Annotated in this window: 20 protein-coding genes and 1 pseudogene; 13 read left to right on the plus strand and 8 right to left on the minus strand. The window is 63.9% G+C overall.

The window, feature by feature from the left end:
• Positions 1–76 precede the first annotated feature (76 nt).
• The 3 genes from WBR68_RS14125 to WBR68_RS14135 are packed head-to-tail and all read right to left on the minus strand — an operon-like array spanning position 77 to position 2,753.
• On the minus strand, positions 77–880 hold the full coding sequence (locus WBR68_RS14125; protein WP_230694568.1) for a shikimate dehydrogenase family protein: 804 nt from the start codon (positions 878–880) through the stop codon (positions 77–79).
• A 28-nt stretch (positions 881–908) separates the two neighbouring features.
• Positions 909–1,895, minus strand: a complete 987-nt coding sequence (locus tag WBR68_RS14130) for a transketolase family protein (RefSeq protein ID WP_230694569.1) — start codon at positions 1,893–1,895, stop codon at positions 909–911.
• Positions 1,896–2,753 (minus strand): transketolase, encoded by an 858-nt coding sequence (locus WBR68_RS14135; protein WP_230694570.1) that lies wholly within the window; start codon positions 2,751–2,753, stop codon positions 1,896–1,898. It abuts the gene before it with no gap.
• Positions 2,754–2,878: 125 nt separating this feature from the next.
• On the opposite strand from WBR68_RS14135, the gene WBR68_RS14140 reads away from it, so the two are divergent.
• Together WBR68_RS14140 and WBR68_RS14145 are read left to right on the plus strand one after the other, a co-directional pair.
• Positions 2,879–3,583: a GntR family transcriptional regulator gene (locus WBR68_RS14140; RefSeq protein WP_050448372.1), complete on the plus strand. Its 705-nt coding sequence runs from the start codon at positions 2,879–2,881 to the stop codon at positions 3,581–3,583.
• Positions 3,584–3,592: 9 nt separating this feature from the next.
• Positions 3,593–4,663 (plus strand): glycerol dehydrogenase, encoded by a 1,071-nt coding sequence (locus tag WBR68_RS14145; protein ID WP_230694571.1) that lies wholly within the window; start codon positions 3,593–3,595, stop codon positions 4,661–4,663.
• A gap of 38 nt (positions 4,664–4,701) precedes the next feature.
• Here WBR68_RS14145 and WBR68_RS14150 read toward each other — a convergent pair whose 3' ends face one another.
• Genes WBR68_RS14150 through WBR68_RS14160 form a run of 3 tightly spaced genes read right to left on the minus strand, consistent with a single transcriptional unit; the run spans position 4,702 to position 7,380 of the window.
• Entirely contained in the window at positions 4,702–5,637 is a 936-nt protein-coding gene (locus WBR68_RS14150) for a 3-keto-5-aminohexanoate cleavage protein (protein WP_050448374.1), read from the minus strand.
• Complete coding sequence (locus tag WBR68_RS14155; RefSeq protein WP_230694572.1) at positions 5,630–6,598, minus strand: 3-hydroxyacyl-CoA dehydrogenase; 969 nt, start codon at positions 6,596–6,598, stop codon at positions 5,630–5,632. Before WBR68_RS14155 ends, WBR68_RS14150 begins: the two co-directional genes overlap by 8 nt.
• Positions 6,598–7,380, minus strand: coding sequence for an SDR family oxidoreductase (locus tag WBR68_RS14160; protein ID WP_127185420.1), 783 nt, complete (start codon positions 7,378–7,380; stop codon positions 6,598–6,600). Before WBR68_RS14160 ends, WBR68_RS14155 begins: the two co-directional genes overlap by 1 nt.
• Before the next feature lie 331 nt (positions 7,381–7,711).
• Between WBR68_RS14160 and WBR68_RS14165 the strand changes: the two genes are divergently transcribed.
• From WBR68_RS14165 to WBR68_RS14190, 6 genes are all read left to right on the plus strand, one after another.
• The gene (locus tag WBR68_RS14165) at positions 7,712–8,911 is read left to right on the plus strand and encodes an ABC transporter substrate-binding protein (protein ID WP_050448377.1); all 1,200 of its coding nucleotides are present in this window, start codon (positions 7,712–7,714) and stop codon (positions 8,909–8,911) included.
• 121 nt (positions 8,912–9,032) lie between these two features.
• Positions 9,033–9,899, plus strand: coding sequence for a branched-chain amino acid ABC transporter permease (locus WBR68_RS14170; protein WP_050448378.1), 867 nt, complete (start codon positions 9,033–9,035; stop codon positions 9,897–9,899).
• Between the two features lie 22 nt (positions 9,900–9,921).
• On the plus strand, positions 9,922–11,703 hold the full coding sequence (locus WBR68_RS14175) for a branched-chain amino acid ABC transporter ATP-binding protein/permease (protein WP_127185422.1): 1,782 nt from the start codon (positions 9,922–9,924) through the stop codon (positions 11,701–11,703).
• A complete protein-coding gene (locus WBR68_RS14180) occupies positions 11,696–12,400 on the plus strand; it encodes an ABC transporter ATP-binding protein (RefSeq protein ID WP_230694573.1) in 705 nt (234 codons plus the stop codon). The genes WBR68_RS14175 and WBR68_RS14180 overlap by 8 nt, the downstream gene beginning before the upstream one ends.
• A gap of 16 nt (positions 12,401–12,416) precedes the next feature.
• Complete coding sequence (locus WBR68_RS14185) at positions 12,417–13,412, plus strand: NAD(P)H-quinone oxidoreductase (protein WP_230694574.1); 996 nt, start codon at positions 12,417–12,419, stop codon at positions 13,410–13,412.
• 8 nt (positions 13,413–13,420) lie between these two features.
• Positions 13,421–14,188 carry an SDR family oxidoreductase gene (locus WBR68_RS14190; RefSeq protein ID WP_050448382.1) on the plus strand — a complete coding sequence of 256 codons (768 nt, stop codon included), beginning with the start codon at positions 13,421–13,423 and terminating at the stop codon, positions 14,186–14,188.
• Positions 14,189–14,227: 39 nt separating this feature from the next.
• Here the strand turns inward: WBR68_RS14190 and WBR68_RS14195 are convergent, their stop codons facing one another.
• On the minus strand, positions 14,228–14,890 hold the full coding sequence (locus WBR68_RS14195; protein WP_127185423.1) for a thiopurine S-methyltransferase: 663 nt from the start codon (positions 14,888–14,890) through the stop codon (positions 14,228–14,230).
• Between the two features lie 200 nt (positions 14,891–15,090).
• Here WBR68_RS14195 and WBR68_RS14200 point away from each other — a divergent pair, with 200 nt between their 5' ends.
• The 5 genes from WBR68_RS14200 to WBR68_RS14220 all read left to right on the plus strand — a co-directional run bounded on the left by WBR68_RS14200 (position 15,091) and on the right by WBR68_RS14220 (position 18,643).
• A complete protein-coding gene (locus WBR68_RS14200) occupies positions 15,091–15,636 on the plus strand; it encodes a sigma-70 family RNA polymerase sigma factor (protein ID WP_050448384.1) in 546 nt (181 codons plus the stop codon).
• Positions 15,633–16,313 (plus strand): anti-sigma factor, encoded by a 681-nt coding sequence (locus WBR68_RS14205; protein WP_230694575.1) that lies wholly within the window; start codon positions 15,633–15,635, stop codon positions 16,311–16,313. Before WBR68_RS14200 ends, WBR68_RS14205 begins: the two co-directional genes overlap by 4 nt.
• An 87-nt stretch (positions 16,314–16,400) precedes the next feature.
• On the plus strand, positions 16,401–16,949 hold the full coding sequence (locus tag WBR68_RS14210) for a fasciclin domain-containing protein (protein WP_050448386.1): 549 nt from the start codon (positions 16,401–16,403) through the stop codon (positions 16,947–16,949).
• A 171-nt stretch (positions 16,950–17,120) separates the two neighbouring features.
• Positions 17,121–17,855 carry a tetratricopeptide repeat protein gene (locus WBR68_RS14215; protein ID WP_050448387.1) on the plus strand — a complete coding sequence of 245 codons (735 nt, stop codon included), beginning with the start codon at positions 17,121–17,123 and terminating at the stop codon, positions 17,853–17,855.
• A gap of 11 nt (positions 17,856–17,866) precedes the next feature.
• Positions 17,867–18,643 carry a hypothetical protein gene (locus WBR68_RS14220; protein ID WP_230694576.1) on the plus strand — a complete coding sequence of 259 codons (777 nt, stop codon included), beginning with the start codon at positions 17,867–17,869 and terminating at the stop codon, positions 18,641–18,643.
• Positions 18,644–18,674: 31 nt separating this feature from the next.
• On the opposite strand, the pseudogene WBR68_RS14225 reads toward WBR68_RS14220, so the two are convergent.
• Positions 18,675–19,412 (minus strand): annotated as a pseudogene (locus WBR68_RS14225) (YoaK family protein); the annotation flags it as partial.
• Positions 19,413–19,447: the final 35 nt, after the last annotated feature.

Below are 19,447 nucleotides of genomic sequence, written 5' to 3' on the forward strand. Positions count from 1 at the left end.
TCCTGATGTTGCTTGCCCGGCCTTGATCGCCGGGCCTTGGTTGGCTGTCATGCTTGGCTGTCTTGATCGCCTGCGCTTATTTCGCAGGCGCCACGCCCAGCATCTCCGCCATCAGCGCGATCTGGCAGACCAGCATCGGCGCACCGTAATGCACCTTGCAGCCACGAGCCTGCGCGACCAGTAACAACGCGGTGTCCTTGGGCTGCATGATGACTTCGCAGACGAGCTGGTCCGGCGTCAGGCGTTCGGTATCCAGCGGCAGCGCGTCGCCTTCCTTCATGCCCAGCGACGTGCCGTTGACGACAAGATCGTGCCCAGACGGGTCTGGCGTACCGACGGCGATGCTGGCGTTCGGATGCAACGACAGAATGCGTGCCTTCAGGTCTTCGGCCTTGGCGGGCGTGCGGTTGGCGATGGTCAGCCGCGACACGCCGGCCTGCACCAGCGCAAAGCCGATCGCGTTGGCCGCGCCGCCGGCACCGGCCAGATAGGCGCTTTTGCCCTTCAGATCCACGCCCGCGGTCTGCAAGCCGCGCACGAAGCCTTCGCCATCCAGCATATGGGCGGTGAGCTTGCCATCGGCATCGCGCCGCACCACGTTGGCCGCGCCAATTTTCCGCGCCACCGGCGTCACCTCGTCCACCAGATCCAGTATGGCGGTCTTGTGCGGCATGGTGACGATGACGCCGCCAAGGTTCTCCAGGCGGCGCAGGCCTTCGACGACGGCGGGCAGGTTGTCGGGGCGCGCGTGAAACGGCACGCAGACGCCGTCATAGCCCAATTGCGCGAACAGCTCGTTCATGCGCTGCGGCGTCTTTACGTGATGGATGGGGTCGGCCAGGATGCCGAACAGGCGGGTGTTGCCGGTGATTTCCTTCATGGGGTCTCCGAATTCTCAAGCGATATTGTCAGGATGCGATCAGTTCGCGGGCCACGGCGCCGATGCCGGCCGCGTCCAGCTTGTAATGCGCGTAAAGGGTCGTGGGCGGTGCAATCAGGCTGTATTCGTCGTAGATGCCGTGGCGGCGCAAGCGCGTGCCCGTGCCGGCGTCCGTCAACACTTCAGCCACGGCCGACCCCAGCCCGCCCAGCACATTGTGCTCTTCCACCGTCATCATCAAGCGCGCCTGCCCGGCGGCCGCCAACACGGCCTCGCGGTCCAGGGGCTTGATGGTGGGCATGTCGATTACGCCTACCGATAGGCCGTCTTCACGCAATTGCTCGGCGGCAGCCAGCGCGGCGTGCAGCGTTATGCCGCAGGCGATGATGTTCAGGTCGCTGCCTTCGGAATGAACGATGGCGCGGCCGAATTCGAACGGCGCGCCATCTTCATAGACCTGCGGATCGCGGCCACGGCCGATGCGGAAGTAGATCGGTTCCGGCCAGTTCACCGACGCCTTGATGGCCGAGGCCAATTGCGGGCCGTCGGCGGGCGATACCACCGTCAGGCCCGCCAGCGCGCGCATCGTGGAGATGTCTTCGGTGGCGTGGTGCGAGGTGCCGTAAAACCCCAGGCTGATGCCGGTGTGGTGGCCAATCAGGCGCACGGGCAGCTTGGTGTAGGCCACGTCCATGCGGATCTGCTCGCAGCACAACAAGCCTAAAAAGGACGCGAACGTTGCCACGAACGGCATCATGCCGGTGGTGGCCAGGCCCGCTGCCGCCGACACCATGTTCTGCTCGGAAATGCCGAACTGAATGTAGCGGTCGGGGTAGGCCTGCGCAAAGCGGTTCAGGCCGTTGGAATATTGCAGGTCGGCCGAGCCCGCCACAACCGGGTGCCCGGCCTGGGCCAATTCGATCAGCGCGTCGGAAAGATAAGACAGCCCGGGGTTGACCGCGTTCAGCGCGCGGTACTGCCAGGAATCGGGAGAAAGAACTTGTGCCTGTGCCATTCAGATCTCGCGGGAAAGAATTTCGTCGACGGCGCTTTGCGCGTCTTGCGGCGCCAGGTAGCCCAGGTGCCAGCCGGGCTCGGTTTCCATGTAGGACACGCCTTTGCCCTTGATGGTCTTGGCGATCACGCAAGCCGGCTTGTCGCGCGTGTCGTCCGCGCGCAGGCGGCGCAGCAGCGCGGTCAGGTCGTGCAGGTTGTGGCCGTCGACCTCATGCACCTCCCAACCGAACGCCTGCCACTTTTCCTTGAGCGATTCGACGCCCATCACGTCATCCACCTTGCCGTCCAACTGATAGCCGTTGCGGTCGATGATGGCCACCAGTCGCGACAGCCGGTTGTGCGCGGCAAACAGCGCGGCTTCCCACACCTGGCCTTCCTGCATTTCGCCATCGCCCAGCATCACGAAGACATTGAAATCGCGCTGGCCCATGCGGCCGCCCATCGCCATGCCGACGCCGTTGGACAGCGCGTGCCCGATCGAACCCGAGCTGAAGTCCACGCCTGGCACCTTGCTCATGTCGGGATGGTCGCCCAGCGGGCTGCCCAGCCGGGTGTAGTCATCCAACAGCGCGTGGTCAATGAAGCCGTGGTCGGCCAGCACGGGAAACAGGCCGACCGCCGCGTGGCCCTTGCCCATCAGGAAGCGGTCGCGGTCCGGCCAATGCGGCTCGCCCGGGCGCAACCGCATCACGTCGTAGTACAGCGACGCAAATATTTCCGCGCAAGAAAAGACCGAGCTGTAATGCCCGACCTTGGCAATTTCAATCAACCTGATCGTCTCCAGCCGGATGTGGCGGGCCTTTTCCCGCAGCATCGCGACCTCCCCCTGGGTGGGGGCCTCCTGGTGATGGCGCATGGCGCGTCCTTTCTTCGTTAGGATATATGATATATAATATACCCATTGCGCTCGGATTGGCTATCGCGGGCTAGAATTCACCCGGATTCAACCCGTTCCCTTCATTTCAGCAAGCCCGAAACGTCATGCCCAGCCTTAAACCGGTAAAGAAAGAGAACCTCTCCGTCAGGGTCTACAACGAAATCCGCAATGCCCTGATCAATGGGCAGTACGAACCCGGCGAACGCCTGATCATTGGCGAACTGGCCCAAGAGATGGGCGTGTCCATCACGCCCGTGCGCGAAGCCATCTTCCGGCTTATCAGCGAACAGGGCCTGGAAATGCAGGCGGCCACGGCCGTCTACGTGCCTTACGTGAATTCGGAAAAGCTGCGTGAAATTCAGCAGATTCGTTTCCATCTGGAAGGCATGGGCGCGGCCGAGGCCGCGCAGCACATCACGCGCAAACAGCTGGACAACCTGATCGCCCTGCAAAAAGACTTCATTTCCTGCACGTCGACCGATCCCAAGCGCGCCAGCTACCTGAACCGCAAGTTCCACTTCGCCATCCTGGAAGCCAGCAACAAGCCCATCTTGCGCGCCACCGTGGAATCGTTCTGGGTCATCACCGGCCCCATCCTGAAGGTGTTCCACGTCAAGACCGCCGGGCTGGACTATTCCGAAAACGAACACCGCCACGAAGCCGTGCTGCAAGCACTGGAAGCGCGTGACTCCGAGGCCGCGCGCAGCGCCATCCAGGCCGACCTGGTCTGGGGCGGCAAGATCATGATCGACTGGCTGGTCGAACGCGAGAAAGAACTCGACTACCGCCCTCCCGTGCCCCGCAAATAGGAAGACGTCATGCTGAAGATTTTTGGCGCGCCCAGCCGCTACATACAAGGCGCGGGCGCCCTGGACAGCCTGGGCCAATATGCCGCCCTGTTCGGGCGCCGCGCGGCGTTGGTCATCGACGGCTATGTCCATGGCGTGCTGGGGCCAAGAATCGAAGCGCTGTGCGCTGAACACCACGTGGCGTTGGCGCCGCTGATCGTGGAAGGTGACCTGACGCCCGACCTGATCGCCAGCTTGCGCGCGCAGGCGGCCACCGCGGGCATCGACTTCGTGATCGCGGTGGGCGGCGGCAAGTCGCTGGACGCGGGCAAGGCGGTGGCTAAGTCGTCGCATTGCCACCTGATCACGGTGCCGACAGTGGCGTCCAACGACGCGCCCACCAGCAAGAACTACGTGCTGTACGACGCGCATCACAACCTCCTGGCGGTGGAACACATGCTGTTCAACCCCACGATCGTGCTGGTGGATACGGCCATCATCGCCACCGCGCCCGTGCATTTTTTCCGCGCGGGTTTGGGCGATGCGGTATCGAAGAAATTCGAGGCCGAGCAATGCCAGCGCAATGGCGGCAAGAACATGTACGACGGCGCGCCGCTGCTGACGGCGCAACTGATTGCCGACGGCTGCTTGCGCACGCTGCTGGCCGACGGCGTGGACGCCGTGGCGGCTGCCGGCACGGGCCAGCCCACGCCCGCGTTCGAGCGCGTGGTGGAAGCGATGATCCTCATGAGCGGTCTCGGTTTTGAAAGCGGCGGCCTGTCCATCGCGCATGCGCTCACGCGCGGGCTGCCCAAGATCGGCGGCGTGGCCACCGCGCTGCATGGCTTGCAGGTTGCGGTCGGCCTGCTCGTGCAACTGGATCTGGAACAGCGCAACGACGGCATGCTGGCGGACTTGACCCAGTGGTACGCCCAGGTCGGCCTGCCCACCACGCTGCGCGAACTCGGCGCGGCCGACATGCCCAGCGACGCAGACTTGACGCTGGCGGCCGAACTGACGTTGAAAGCCCGCCATGCCGCCAACTTCGATCGCCCCTTGGATGTCGCCACGCTTGCCGACGCGCTGCGCCGCCACGCCTGAACGCAGGGGCACCGCCCCCGCCTGATCAGAACGCCAACTCAGAACGCCACGTTGTCCCGCCCCTTCAAGCCGAGCTTGGCGCGCGCTTCGTCAGGCGTGGCCACTTCCAGGTTCAGCGCTTCGACAATGGTGCGGATGCGTTCAACCTGCAAGCGATTCGACTCCGCCAATTGGCCCGGCCCGATCCACAGCGAATCTTCCAATCCCACCCGCACGTTCGAGCCCATCGCCGCGCCGATAGTGGCCAGCGGCATCTGATTGCGGCCCGCGCCCAGGATGGACCATTCATAGTCGTCGCCGAACAGCCGGTCAGCCGTGCGCTTCATGTGCATCAGGTCTTCCGGGTGCGGGCCGATGCCGCCCAGGATGCCAAACACCGACTGGATGAAAGGCGGCGACTTGACCAGCCCGCGGTCAACAAAATGCGCCAGGTTGTATAGGTGACTGATGTCGTAGCACTCGAACTCGAAGCGCGTGCCGTTGGCGTTGCCCAGCGTCAGAATGGATTCGATGTCCTGGTAGGTGTTGCGGAAAATCAGTGAACGGCTGTTCTCAAGATGCTCCCTTTCCCAGTCGTGCTTAAGTTCTTTGAAGCGATCCAGCATTGGGAACAAGCCAAAGTTCATCGACCCCATGTTCAGCGACGCCAGCTCCGGCTTGAACGTCGTGGCCGGGCGCATGCGCTCTTCCACCGTCATGTGGGGGCTGCCGCCAGTGGTGATGTTGATGATGGCGTCCGTCTCGTTCTTGATGCGCTCAAGAAACGGCTTGAACAATGCCGGGTCTTGCGACGGCTTGCCCGTTTCGGGATCGCGCGCATGCAGGTGCAATACGGCCGCGCCGGCCTGCGCCGCGCCGATGGCGGCTTCAGCGATCTCGTCAGCCGTGACCGGCAGGTGCGGCGACATGCTGGGCGTGTGGATCGCGCCCGTCACGGCGCAGGTAATGACGACTTTCTGTTTCGGCTTAGCCATGTTTGTCTCCGTCCTGTTGTTTGTGGCGCATCAAGCGCATCAGTTTTTCGTCGCGCCAGAAGCGGCGCTTTGCAAGGTCTTCTTGCGGCAGCAGGCGGCGGCGTTCGTCCGCCAGCGCCTCCACCAGCGGCTCGTCCCAGGCCACGCATTCGGTTTGGTCGGCGCCGATGGACTGGTACAGCCCGCCGTAGCGCGCGCAGTAGTCCGCGATGCCGCCGGGCGCGTTCAGGTCGATGGTTTCGAACGGCCCCATGAACGACCAGCGCAGGCCCAGCCCGTCCTTGACCGTCGTGTCGATGTCTTCGGCGCTGGCGATGCCTTCCTTGGCCAGCCGGAAGGCCTCGTGCAGCAAGGCGCCTTGCAGGCGGTTCAGGATGAAACCTTCGATTTCACGGCGCAGCCGCACGGGCTTTTGCCCGATGGCCGTCATGATGTCGCTGGCGCGTTGCAGCGCGTCCGTGCTGGTCCATGGCGCGGGGCAAAGCTCCACCACGGGAATCAGATACGGCGGGTTGACGGGATGCGCGACCAGGCAGCGGTGGCGTCCTGGCAGATGCTCGGTGAACTGGCTGGCGGGAATGCTGGAGGTGGAACTGCCAATGACGGCCTCGGGCTCGGCGGCCGCATCCAGCGCCGAGAACAAGGCGCGCTTGATCTCAAGCTTTTCGGGCGAGTTTTCCTGGATGTAGCAGGCGCCCTTGAGCGCGTCGGCCAGGCTGTCGGCAATATGGACGCGGCCGATGATGGCGTCTGCATCCGTCAACAGCCCCTGCGATTGCAGTTCGCGCAATTGCTGCAAGATCAGCATGCGAGCTTCGGCCAGCATGGCGGCGTTGACGTCATGAAGGCGCACCTGCCAGCCCTGGCGCGCAAACACGATGGCCCAACCTTGGCCGATCAGGCCCGTACCGATAATGGCGGCGATACGGGGCGAGGAATTCACAGCGGAATCGGCGCCCATCAGTAGAGCTTCTGCGTAAAGCCGTCAATCACTAGCGCCTGACCCGTCACGCTGCGGGCCGCTTCGCTGGCGTTGAACAACACGGTGTTGGCAATGTCGCGCGCAGTGACCATGCGGCCCAGCACGGCCTGGCCTTCGTACTGCGCGGCAATTTCTTCAACCGGACGCCCCAGCGTATCGGCCTTGGCGGCGATGACGGCGCGGATGCGCGGACCTTCAACGGCCCCCGGCAAGATGGCGTTGACCCGGATCCCGTGCGGCCCAAGCTCAATCGCCAACGATTTGGTGAAGCCGATCACCGCCCACTTGGACGCGGAATACACCGAGCGCCCGGCAAAGCCCAGGTGGCCGGCGGCGGACGACAGGTTGATCATCACACCCGCCTTTGATTCCTTCAGCAGGGGGATGGCCTGGCGGGCGCACAGGAATTGGCCGGTGATGTTGACGGCAAGCGTGCGGTCCCAATCGGCCTTCGACAGCGTTTCAACGTAACCGGTGGGGCCTGCCACGCCAGCGTTGTTGATCAGAATGTCCAGCCCGCCCAGTTTCTGCTTGACGGCGGCAAAGAGCGCGCCCACGCTGTCTTCGTCAGACACGTCCGCCACCATGGCCTGCACGCCGGGCAGTTCGGACGGAATGGCTGCCACACGTGCTTCGTTGACATCGCACACGAAAACCGTTGCGCCGGCGTGGCGGAATACCTTGGCCATTTCCAAGCCAAGGCCGTCAGCGCCAGCGGTGATCAAGACCCGTTTTCCGGCGAAATCGACTTCCTCGAACATGCTGTTGTCTCCTGGTTTTTATGGGAAAGCACGCGCTTGATGATATACGATATATGACGTGGCGCAGTATTTTCCAGCACATACAGCACGCTTTAGCATGACGGAAAGACAGGGCTCGCCTGACGGAATTTTGCGCTTATTTTCCTAGGCCATCGGCCGCTAAGTCTTTATTCATGCGGCTTTAGGGAATTCCCCGATTCGGCCCGCCGCAGCCACCACTAGAATCCAATTCGGGGTTTTTGTACCTGGCCGGCACATATATCATATATTTAAAAAAGACGGACAACACTCAAGACAGTCCGCATCCCATACCAACAAAGGAGCGTAGACAGTGTTCAAGTTCAACAAGATTATTTTGGCGCTGGGCGTGTGCGGCGCACTGGCAAGCGGCACCGCGGCGGCCGACATGAAAGTGGGCGCCCTCTTCCCGTTCAGCGGCGCGCTTGCGCTTCTGGGACAAGAGAGCTATCGCGGGCTGGAGCTTGCCGTCAACGAAATCAACGCCGCGGGCGGCGTCAACGGAGAGAAGATCGAACTTATCAAGGCGGACGCCGTGGACCCGACGCAAGCCGTGTCGGAAACCAAGCGCCTGATCTCGTCCAACGTGGTGGGCGTGTTCGGCAGCTACGCCTCGGGCATTTCGTATGCGGCCACGCCCGTGACCGAACTGGCTGGCGTGCCCTATTTCGAACTGGGCGCCACCGCCCACAAGATCACTACGCGCGGCTACAAGTACCTGTTCCGCAGCAATCCCAATACGGCGTTGTACGGCGTGTCGGTGGTCAACGCGCTGCATGACACCATCGCCCCGGGCATGGGCCTGAACCCCAAGGACATCAAGATCGGCATCATCCATGAAGACGGGCCGTATGGCACCGACGTGGCGGCCACCGAGAAAAAGCGCGCGCAAGAGCTGGGTTACACCGTGGCCGAAGTGCTGCCCTATTCGGCCAAGACCGTGGACTTGTCGTCGTTGATCCTGCGCTTGAAAGGCGCCAAGGTCGACGTCGTGCTGCAAACGGCCTACCAGAACGACGCCATCCTTTACTTCAGCCAGGCACGCGCGGCGGGCTTCAAGCCCAAGGTCGTGATCGGCGCGGGCGGCGGTTATTCGCTGGCCGATACCGCCAAGGCGGTGGGCGCCGACATGAATGGCGTGTTCGACCTGGACTTCCCCCAAGCGTCCATCAATCCGGCTGGCGCGCCGGGCCTGGACAAATTCCTGGCCGCCTACAAAGCCACCTACAAGAGCGACCCGCAGTCCGGCCACAGCCTGACCAACTACGTCGGCGCCAAGGCCTTCTTTGAAGCCATTGGCAACGCCAAGTCCACCGATAAGGACAAGATCCGCGCCGCGGTCCTGGCCTACAAGAAGCCGGCTGGCCAGACGGCCAACGGCTGGGGATTCGACTTCGGTGAAGACGGCCAGAACAACGCTTCGACGTTCTACGTCATGCAATGGCAGGACGGCAAGCTCGTCACCATCGCGCCCAGCAACCTCGCACTTGGCAAGCCCATCTTCAACAAGTAAGCGCGACGCCAGTGATCAGGCGCTCGGGGGCGCCTGATGTTTCCCGGGAATATCGCGCCCCGGCGCGGCCGCCATCGCAGCGGCCACGCCGGCGCCGCGTCCCGCTCTAAGAGGTTGCACCATGGATATTTTCATTCAACTGGTCATCAATGGCCTGTTGCTGGGCGGCGCGTACACCATCATCAGCCTGGGGCTGACGTTGATCTTCGGCGTCGTGCGCGTCGTGAACTTCGCGCACGGCGAGTTCCTGATGGTTGGCATGTACCTGGTTTACCTGATCGCCGCGCAATTCGGCGTCCACCCTTATGTGGGCCTGGTGCCGGTGGCGGTGATTCTGTTCGCGCTGGGCGCGCTGACGCAAAAGGGCATCATCCAGCCGCTGTTGCATGCAGACCAGCACATCCAGATTTTCGCCACGGTGGGCGTGTCCACCATCCTGCTGAATCTTGCGCTGGTGATCTTCGGCGCCAATGTGTATCGCGCGCCGGTGGAGCTGGGCACGAACGCCATTGCCGTCGGCAATTACTCGATGGTGACGGGGCAGGTGATCACCTTCGTGATCGGCATCAGCCTGGCGATATTGCTGCATTTTTTCATGCATCGCACGTACCTGGGTCGCGCGCTGCGCGCGGTGGCGCAGCACCGCTATGCCGCCACGTTGATGGGCGTGAACGTGAACAACGTGTACGCCATCGCCTTCGGCCTGGGCACGGCCTTCGTCGGCATCGCGGCCGGCTTGCTGGCGCCGCAGTATCCGGTGTTTCCAACGGTGGGCACGTACTTCGTGCTGACCGCCTTCGTGATCGTGGTGCTGGGCGGACTGGGCAGCCTGTATGGCGCCGTGGCCGGCTCCATGATCATCGGCATCGTGGATACGCTGGCCGGTTATTACATCGCCCCCGACCTGAAAGAGGTCGTGTATTTCGGGATCTTCCTCTTGATCCTTGTCCTGCGACCGAACGGCCTGTTCGGCGTCGGTACAGAGTGATCAGAGCCACAAGGAGCGAGACGTGTTTCCCGACTTTCGAAGCCCCAAAGCCTACGTCAGCCTGATTCTGCTGATTGTGATGTTCCTCGTGCCCGTCGTCATGGGTACGCCTTTCTGGACCAACCTGTTTGTACTGCTGTTCGTCTTTGCGTCGCTGTCCGTGGCGTGGAATATCGTGGGCGGCTACGCGGGCCAGCTTTCGCTGGGCCATGCGGTGTTCTACGGCATCGGCGGCTATACGGCCACGCTGCTGACGCAGAACTTCGGCATATCGCCGTGGATCGGCATGCTGGCGGGCGCGGCGATCTCGGCGGCCGTGGCCATCCTGATCAGCTATCCCACCTTGCGGCTGCGCGGCCCGTTCTTCGCGCTGGCCACCATCGCCATTCTTGAAGTGGTGCGCCTGCTGGTCATCCACGAAGAAAGCTGGACGGGCGGCTCAAGCGGCATCAGCCTGCCGCTGAACATAGGCTGGGCGTGGATCGTGTTCCGCGAAAAGATGAACTACGTAATCATCGCGTTCGGCCTGTTCCTGTTCGTGACGTGGGTGTCGTGGGCGATCCGCAAGTCGCGCATCGGCCATTACCTGATCGCCATCCGAGAGCGCGAGGATGCGGCGCTGGCCGTGGGTATCCATACCGTGCGGGTGAAGATCATCGCGGCGGTGGTATCCGCCATGCTGACCAGCATCATCGGCACCTTCCACATTACCTACCTGACCTTCGTGGATCCCAGTTCGGCGTTCTCGCTGGAGCTGTCGATCCAGGTGGCCATGTTCGCCCTGATCGGCGGCCTGGGCACCGTGGCCGGCCCCATCGCGGGCACCTTCCTGGTGCTGCCCATCGCGGAACTGGCGCGTGGCTGGCTGTCCAGCGTGGGCAACGGCATGCACGGGCTGATCTACGGTGTGATTCTGGTGGCCGTGGTGCTGACCATTCCGCGCGGCCTGGCCGGTGCATTTGGCCCCGCCATCGAACGCGCATTGGCGCGCCTGCCTTATCTGGGCACGCCGCGCAAGAAGCGGCAATTGGCTGACGAACTGCGCCTGCACAGCGCCACCCGTTCTGATCAGCCGGTGCTGAAGGCTGAAAAGCTGTTCAAGAGCTTCGGCGGCCTGCGCGCCACCAACGACGTATCGCTGACGCTGAACCAGAACGAAATCCTGGGCATGATCGGGCCGAACGGCGCGGGCAAGACCACGGTGTTCAACCTGCTGTCCGGCTTCTTGTCGCCGGACAAGGGCGATATTTCGATGCTGGACGCGGACGGCAACTGGGTCACGTGCAAGACGCCGGACGAGTTCGCGCACAAGGGGCTGGGCCGCACCTTCCAGATCGCCAAGCCGTTCACCGGCCTGACGGTGCTGGAAAACATCATGCTGGGCGCGTTCATCCGCACGTCGAACCGTGACGAGGCCGAGCAGATTGCGCTGAAGGTGGCCGAGCAGACGGACTTGACCAAGTCCCTGAACACCGAGGCGCGCAGCCTGACGGTGGGTGGCATGAAGCGGCTGGAGATCGCCCGCGCGCTGGCCATCAAGCCGCGCATCCTGCTGCTGGACGAGGTGATGGCGGGGCTGAACCCGACCGACATCGAGAAGTCCATCCAGATGATCCGGCGCATCCGCGATTCCGGCGTGTCGGTGCTGCTGATCGAACACATGATGCAGGCCACGATGGCGCTGTCCGACCGCATTATCGTCCTGAACGAAGGCGGCGTGCTGGTCAGCGGCGCGCCGAAGGACGTGGTCGAGAACCCCGCCGTCATCGAGGCGTATTTGGGCAAGGAGTACCAGGATGCTTAAGGTGTCGAATCTGACGTCGGGCTATGGCAAGAGCCAAGTGCTGAACGGCTTGAACTTCGAGGTCAACGCGGGCGAAATCGTGACCCTGATCGGCGCGAACGGGGCGGGCAAGACCACCACCCTGAAAACGCTGTGCGGCGTCATTCCCACGCTGCAAGGCAAGGTGGAATTCGAAGGCCGCGACCTCACCAACCACAACTCCTACGACATCGTGGACGCCGGCATCACGATGATTCCGGAAGGCCGCCAGCTGTTCCCGCACTTCACGGTGAAAGACAACCTGCTGATGGGTTCGTACAAGCGCGCCGCGCGCCCCATCGTGCAGCAGAAGCTGGACGAGGTGCTGCGGATTTTCCCGCGCGTGAAAGAACGCTTGTCGCAGTACGCCGGGTCTTTGTCGGGCGGGGAACAGCAGATGGTGGCCATCGCGCGCGGCATGATGGCAGACCCCAAGCTGCTGGTATTCGACGAGCCCTCGCTGGGCTTGTCGCCGCTGCTGGTGCAGCAGATGTTCGACATCATCCGCGACGTCACCTCGCATGGCGTGACGGTGCTGCTGGTGGAGCAGAACGTGTTCCGCACCCTGCGCCTGGCCGACCGCGGCTATGTGCTGGAAAACGGCGCCATCGTGCGCACCGGCACGGGCGCTGAACTGCTTAGCGACCCGCATGTAAAGAAGGCCTATCTGGGCCATTAAAACCAGGATTCCTCTTATGACCCTACGCTGCACATTCATCGACCATGGCAAGGGCGGCGCGCCCGATTGCATGCACATCGCCCAACGCGACATGGACGCGCCCGCCGGCCGGCAGGTGCTGATTGAAGTGGCCTATGCCGGGGTCAACCGCCCCGACGTGCTGCAACGTTCGGGCTCTTACCCCCCGCCCCCGGGCGCGTCGCCCTACCTGGGGCTGGAAGTGTCCGGCACCATCATCGACGTGGGCCCCGACGTGACCGCCTGGAAAAAAGGCGATACCGTCTGCGCGCTGACGCCGGGCGGCGGCTACGCCCAGTACTGCCTGGCGGACGAACGCCACTGTCTGCCCGTGCCGCGCGGGATGGACCTGCTGACGGCCGCCGCCATTCCCGAGAACTACTTCACGGTCTGGACCAATGTGTTTGACCGCGCCCGTCTGGCGTCCGGCGAGAAATTCCTGGTGCATGGCGGCTCCAGCGGCATCGGGCTGACGGCCATTCAATTGGCGCGGGCGTTTGGCGCCGAGGTCTGGACCACCGTGGGCAACGCCGCCAAGGCCGAGGCCTGCCTGAAGGCCGGCGCGCATCACGCCGTGCAGTATCGCGACACCGACTTCGAAGCCGAGGTGCGCCAGGCGACCCAGGGCGTGGGCGTGGACGTCATTCTGGACATGGTGGGCGGGTCTTACATCAACAAGAACATCAGGCTCCTGGCCGTGAACGGGCGGCTGGTGCAGATCGCTTTCCTGGAAGGCAGCAAGGCCGAGATCGACGCCCTGCCCATCATGACCAAGCGACTGCAATTCACGGGGTCCACACTGCGCCCGCGCTCGGACGATGACAAGGGCGCCATCGCCCAGGCGTTGGCCGCGAAGGTGGTGCCGCTGATGGAACAGGGCCAATGCCTGCCGCTGATCCACGAGGTCTTTCCGCTGACGGATGCGCCCCGCGCGCATGCCTTGATGGAAAGCAGCCAGCACATCGGCAAGATCATGTTGAAGGTGGGTGCATGAGTGCAGACATGAAGGCTCGCTTTGACGGCCAGGTCGCCATCGTGACGGGCGCCGTCGGCGGCATCGGGTCGGCCATCGTCGAGGGCTTTCTGGCCGAAGGCGGGCGCGTGGGCCTGGTCGACTTCAATGCGCAGGCGGGCGCGGCCTACGAACAGGCGCTTAAGGAACGCGGACACGATGTGACGTTCGTGCCCGCCGACGTGGCCCACTTCGACCAGTGCCAGGCTGCCTACGACCGCATCACGGCCGACCTGGGGGCTGCCACGATCCTGGTCAACAACGTCGGCATTTCCCCCAAGACCGACGGCCGCGCACTGAAAGTCTGGGAGATGCCGCCCGCGGAATGGGACAAGGTGATGTCGGTGAACCTGAACAGCGTGTTCTACATGACGCACCTGGCCACGCCGCACATGGTCAAGCAGCGCCAGGGGCGCGTGATCAATATGTCGTCGGTGGCGGGCAAGGCGTACTGCGACATCGTGGCGGCGCATTACGCGGCCACCAAGGCCGGGCTGATCGGCTTGACCCGACACTGGGCCGCTGAGCTGGGCGAATTCGATGTCACCGTCAATGGGCTGGCGCCTGGGCGCATCAGCACGCCGCTGCTGAAAAGCGTGCCCCAGGAGATCAACGACGCCGTGGCGCGGGTAACGGCGCTGCGTCGCCTGGGCACCCCGGAAGAGGTGGCCGACGCCTGCCTGTTCTTTGCCTCCGACCAGGCCCGGTTTGTGACCGGCCAGGTATTGGATGTGGCGGGCGGCTGGCTGATGACCTGAACGGCCTTGCCATCGCCCGCCGCGCCGTCACGTCAGCGCTCAGGCGTCTTGCACGCCCAGCCGGTACACCACGGTGTCCAGCCGGCTGACGCCCGCGCCCTGGAACTTGGGTTCCTTGTCGAGGATATCGCGGCGGTCGATGATGACCGCCGGCGCCACGCCGGTGAAGATCGCCTGCACTTCGCTGTCCACCACCGAGAATGGCGGCCCCGCCATCTCTTCCTGCGGATAGTCCAGCGTGATCAGCAAGCCCCGACTGGCGGGCGATAACTGACCATAGACGTGGCGCACGTAGTCGGCCCGCATGGCTTCGGGCAGCGCGACCAGCGCGGCGCGATCGTAGGCGCCCACGCAGTGCGACAACAGTTGCGAATCCAGCTTGAAGATGTCGCCAAGAATGATTTCAATATTGCCCGCCACGTAGTGCGTGCCGTAGACGGATTCATGCGTCACGGGGCGCAGCTCGTTTTCGGTGAAGAACTGTTCCACCGCAAGCTGGGAAAGCTCGACGCCCAGCACCGAGTGCCCCTGCGCCGCCAGCCACACCATGTCCAGCGATTTTCCGCACAACGGCACCAGCACCCGTCCACCCTGCGGTACGGCCAACGTGGGCCAATACTTCTGCAAGAGCGGTGTAATCCGGGTCTGATGGAAGTGCGTGCGCCCTTCGCGCCAGCGTTCCAACCAGAATTCTGCGTCCATGTCCTGTCTGCTCCCCCTGTGTGTCGATTGCAAGCTCTACGCTTTTGTCCGGGCCGGCCGGGGCCCGGGGCTGTGACGCACCCCGCATGTCGGGTGTGCCGGGCATTGTAGTGCCCTGCTCGGCACCCAGTTCAATAGTGACGCCGGCGCCTTGGCCCGGTATGCTCTGCACCAGCGCGCCCCTTCCCACATAGGAACCGATGCCCGACGCTCAACACCTGCAGGCCCTGCTTGTCCAGTGCGCGGAAAAACGCGAATCCGCACTGGCGGAGATCTATCGCCTTGCGTCCCCGCATCTGTTTGCACTGGCCAGACGTATGTTGAGAGACCAGGCCGCCGCGGAAGACGTGCTGCAAGAGTGTTTCGTATCGATCTGGCGCCAGGCCGGCCAATACCAGGCCGAGCAGAGCCAACCCATGACGTGGATGACCCGCATCGTCCGGAACCGCTGCATCGACCGCCTGAGGCGGCCCGACGTCGTGGTGCCGGACCCGGACGACACACTGACACTGGCCATGGCCGACGACAGCCCCGGCCCGCTTGCCCGTTTGCAGGCCAGCCAGGACGGCCGTCGCCTGGCCGATTGCATGGGGCAGTTGGAAGGGCCGCAGCGGGTTGCCATCGCCATGGCTTTTTTTGATGATCTGGCGCACCCCGACATCGCCACGCGCCTGGACACGCCGCTGGGAACGATCAAGAGCTGGATACGCCGTGGCTTGCAACGGCTGAAAAGGTGCCTGGAATGAATTACCGCCACCCCGAACTGCAGGACCGCCTGGCCGCCGAGTACGTGCTGGGCGGCTTGCGCGCGGGTGCGCGGCAGCGTTTCATCACCCTGATGCGCGATGACGCCGGCTTGCGGCGCGCGGTCACGGAATGGGAAGACCGGCTGTTGCCGCTGGCGCTGGCCCTGCCCCCCGAAACGCCACCCGCGCATGTGTGGAAGGCAATCGCCGCGCGCATCGCGCCCGCCGCCCCGGCCGCGCGCGCGCCCTCGTCTTCGCGCGGCCTGTCCTGGTGGCGCGCGGTGTCCGCCGGCTTGGCGACGGCCGTAGTGGTGCTGGCGTTCCTGATGCTCAAGCCAGCCCCCACGCCTGTAGAGGTACGCACGGTTGCCGTGCTGTCCGGTGACAAGGCGCCCGGCGCCATGGTGGTGAATACGCTGCCGGACAACCGCCTGGCCGTGCAGCCCATGCAAGACCTGGTGGCGCTGGCCGATGGCCGCGCACTGGAATTGTGGTCGATCACGCCCGGACAGGCGCCGCGCTCGCTCGGCTTGGTGCTGCCCGGCCAGACCACGGTGCTGGCCCCAAGCCTGCTGCCACAGCAGGGCGACACCGTCGCCATTACTTTGGAACCGGCGGGCGGCGCCCCCGGCGGCATCCCCACCGGCCCGGTCGTCTTGAGCGGCAAGGTCATCTGATCAGGGTTTGTCCGTAGACCGAATCGCGCATCCAATCGCAGGCTGGCCCCGTATCTCCTCATGACGGCCACACAAAAGGAGATCGTCATGAAATTGCTAGCCTCGATTGCCATCGCTTGCTCGGCCCTGACCCTGTCGCCCACTTTCGCGGCCGACGTCATGGTGGGCGGCCAGCCGATGATGCCCGCCAAGAACATCGTCGCCAACGCGGTGAATTCCGCGGACCACACCACGCTGGTGGCGGCGGTAAAGGCGGCGGGCCTGGTGGATACGCTGCAGGGCAAGGGCCCTTTCACGGTGTTCGCGCCGACCAACGCAGCCTTTGGCAAGTTGCCCGCGGGCACGGTGGACACGCTGGTCAAGCCTGAAAACAAGGCCACGCTGACCAAGATCCTGACCTACCACGTAGTGCCCGGCAAGATGGATTTCGACGCGCTGGCCGCCCGGATCAAAAAGGGCGGCGGCAAGACTGAATTGACGACTGCAAGCGGCGGCAAGCTGTGGGTGATGATGAACGGCAAGCACAACCTGACCCTGAAGGACGAAAAGGGCGGCGTGTCCACCATCAGCACCTATGACGTCTATCAGTCCAATGGCGTGATCCACGTAATTGACACCGTGTTGATGCCAAACTGATGAGGTGATTGACAGCCGGCCCTGCGGGGCCATCGTTCCAGCCCGGCCCGCGCGCCGGGCTTTTTGCGTTGGGCGTCTTTGTTTTTTTACCGCGCGCCCCGCTTCCGGTATCGTAGGCATCCGCTCCCCCCTGCCGCCCGCACATCCCTCTTTCAAGGACTGCCGACCACCATGCCTGCAACCCTGAGCCGCCGTGTGTTTGCCTGCCTGCTCGGGCCGGCCCTAGCCTGCTTCATCGGCCTTGCCGTGCCGGCCGCCCATGCGCAACCCGCCGCGCAACTGGACCACGCGTACCAATCCGAACTGCGCGCGGAAAACGAAGCGCTGCAAGCCCGCATCAAACAACTGCCGCCCGCCATGCAAACGCTGAACACGCGGATCTCGGCTGCCTTGCGGGCGAACGATCCGCAGGAGGCGCAGCGCGTGGCCGAAGAGATGGCCCGCCAGGACCCTCGCAACGCCGACGTCAGGGTGTTTCTGGGGAAGCTGCAAGCGCAGCAAGGCAAGCTGCCCGCCGCCCAAGACCTGTTCGACGAGGCCATCAAGCTGAATCCGGACCATAAGTGGGCATACGTCAACAAGGCCGGCGCGCAGGCGCAGCGCGGGGATTTTCCCAATGCCTTGGCCACGACGCAGGCGCTGACGAACCGCTTTCCGGACTGGAGCATCGGCTACAACCTGCAGGCGTCGCTATTGGATGCCATGGACCGCCCGGATGATGCGCTGAAGGCTTATCAGCAGGCCGTGCGCGCCAAACCCGCCAGTGCGTTGATTCTGACCAATCAAGGCAACCTGCAACGCCGCATGGGGCGTATGGCCGATGCGCGCCTGTCCTATGAAGACGCACTGCGGATTCAACCGGGCTATACGCTGGCCGAGTCGGCGCTGGCCGACCTGCGCAAGTAATCCGGGCAACCATGATGAAACGCCGTGCGCTGTTCAAGAGCCTGGGTATAGGTGTGAGTTTGGGCTGGTTGACGATGGCGCCATTGCGCGCCCTGGCCGCCACCGACCGCAAACCCATCATCCGGCAGGTATTCGCCCAGCCGCCCGACGCCATCCCGATCTCTTCCCAGCACGCGACGCTGATACGCTTGCTGCGGGTGCAATGGATGCCGATCGAATCCGGCGCGCCGGGCATTGATTTCGAACAACCGCTGCTGGGAGGCCCCGACACACTGTCCATCGCGCGCCGCGCATTGAAGACGTCGGACGACGTGCTGGTCATCCGGCGCCTGGCCGAAGTGTGCCGCGTGCTGCCCGGCTTTGTGGCGTCCGTGGGCAAACTTGCTCCGGGTCATTACCCGCTGCCGACCGAGATGAAAGACGCCTTCGACTTCCCGCAAAGCGGCATGGACACACTAGGCGGGTTCACGCTGCGCGCCGAACACCTGGCCTTGTTGCGCGCCGCCGTCTGGCGTGAGGCAAACCCGCGGCAACTGGAAGCCGTACTGCGTGAAGGAGATCGATTCTGGCCCATGCCGATGATCGACGGCAAGCGGCCGTATGGCGACGCCAGCTATTACCAGATCGACATGGCGCGCCTGCTGGGTGAGCCCTACCCCCTGGACGCCAGGGGCTACGCCATCACGGAGCCGGCCAAGGACGCGCGGCTGGAAAAGCTGCACTACGAAACCTTGGCCGCGCTGCAGGTCTTCCTGGGCCACGCCGTAGCGCGTAAAGCGAAACGGTGACGCCGTCGCGTTAAACGCGGCGAATGAAGCCGCGGATATCGTCCATGACCGGCACGGCGGCCAACAGGGTCAGCAGCAGCGCCAGCGGCCAGGTCGACCCGAAGCCGAAGTGGAAGAACGAATACGCCCCCGTCACGCCCCCCACAAAAAACAGCGACACCATCAGGCTCAGCACGATCAGCTTGCCTCGGTCGGCGAACACGGGCGGCTTGTGTTGCGTGTCGCTCTTGGCCACGTTCCAATAAAACAGCTTGCCCAGTTCAATGCCGATGTCGGTCACCATGCCGGTGACGTGCGTGGTGCGGATCTCGGAGCGTGACACCTTGGTGATCATCGCGTTCTGCAGGCCCATGATGTAGCACAGCAGCATCACGGTGCCGGGCACGTAGAACCAGCGCAGCGTTTCCAGGTTGGCGCCCAAGAGGCCAAACACCAGCAGCAGCACGGCTTCCAGCAGCAGCGGCAAGGCATATTCGCTGGCCAGGTGGGAACGCCGCCCGAAGTTGATCAGGAACGCCGAGCTGGCGGCGCCCGCCAGAAACGACAGCAAGGCCGCCACCCCCTGCAACACCACCACCAGGCCGCCCAGCGCCATGTGGTCGGCCATCATGGAAACGATGCCCGACATGTGCGAGGTGTATTGCTGGACGGCCAGAAAGCCGCCCGCGTTGACCGCGCCGGCAGTAAAGGTCAGGAAATAGGCAAGATGCCTGTTGGCTTGTGGGCTACGGCTGACGGATGTCAGTCTGCGCAGATACGGAATGGCCACGCTAGTCCCTTCAAAGCAAGAACGCGCTCACGCAA

Source organism: Achromobacter sp. JD-1, assembly GCF_038594925.1.
In the GTDB taxonomy this organism is placed as follows: Bacteria; Pseudomonadota; Gammaproteobacteria; order Burkholderiales; family Burkholderiaceae_B; genus Achromobacter; species Achromobacter spanius_C.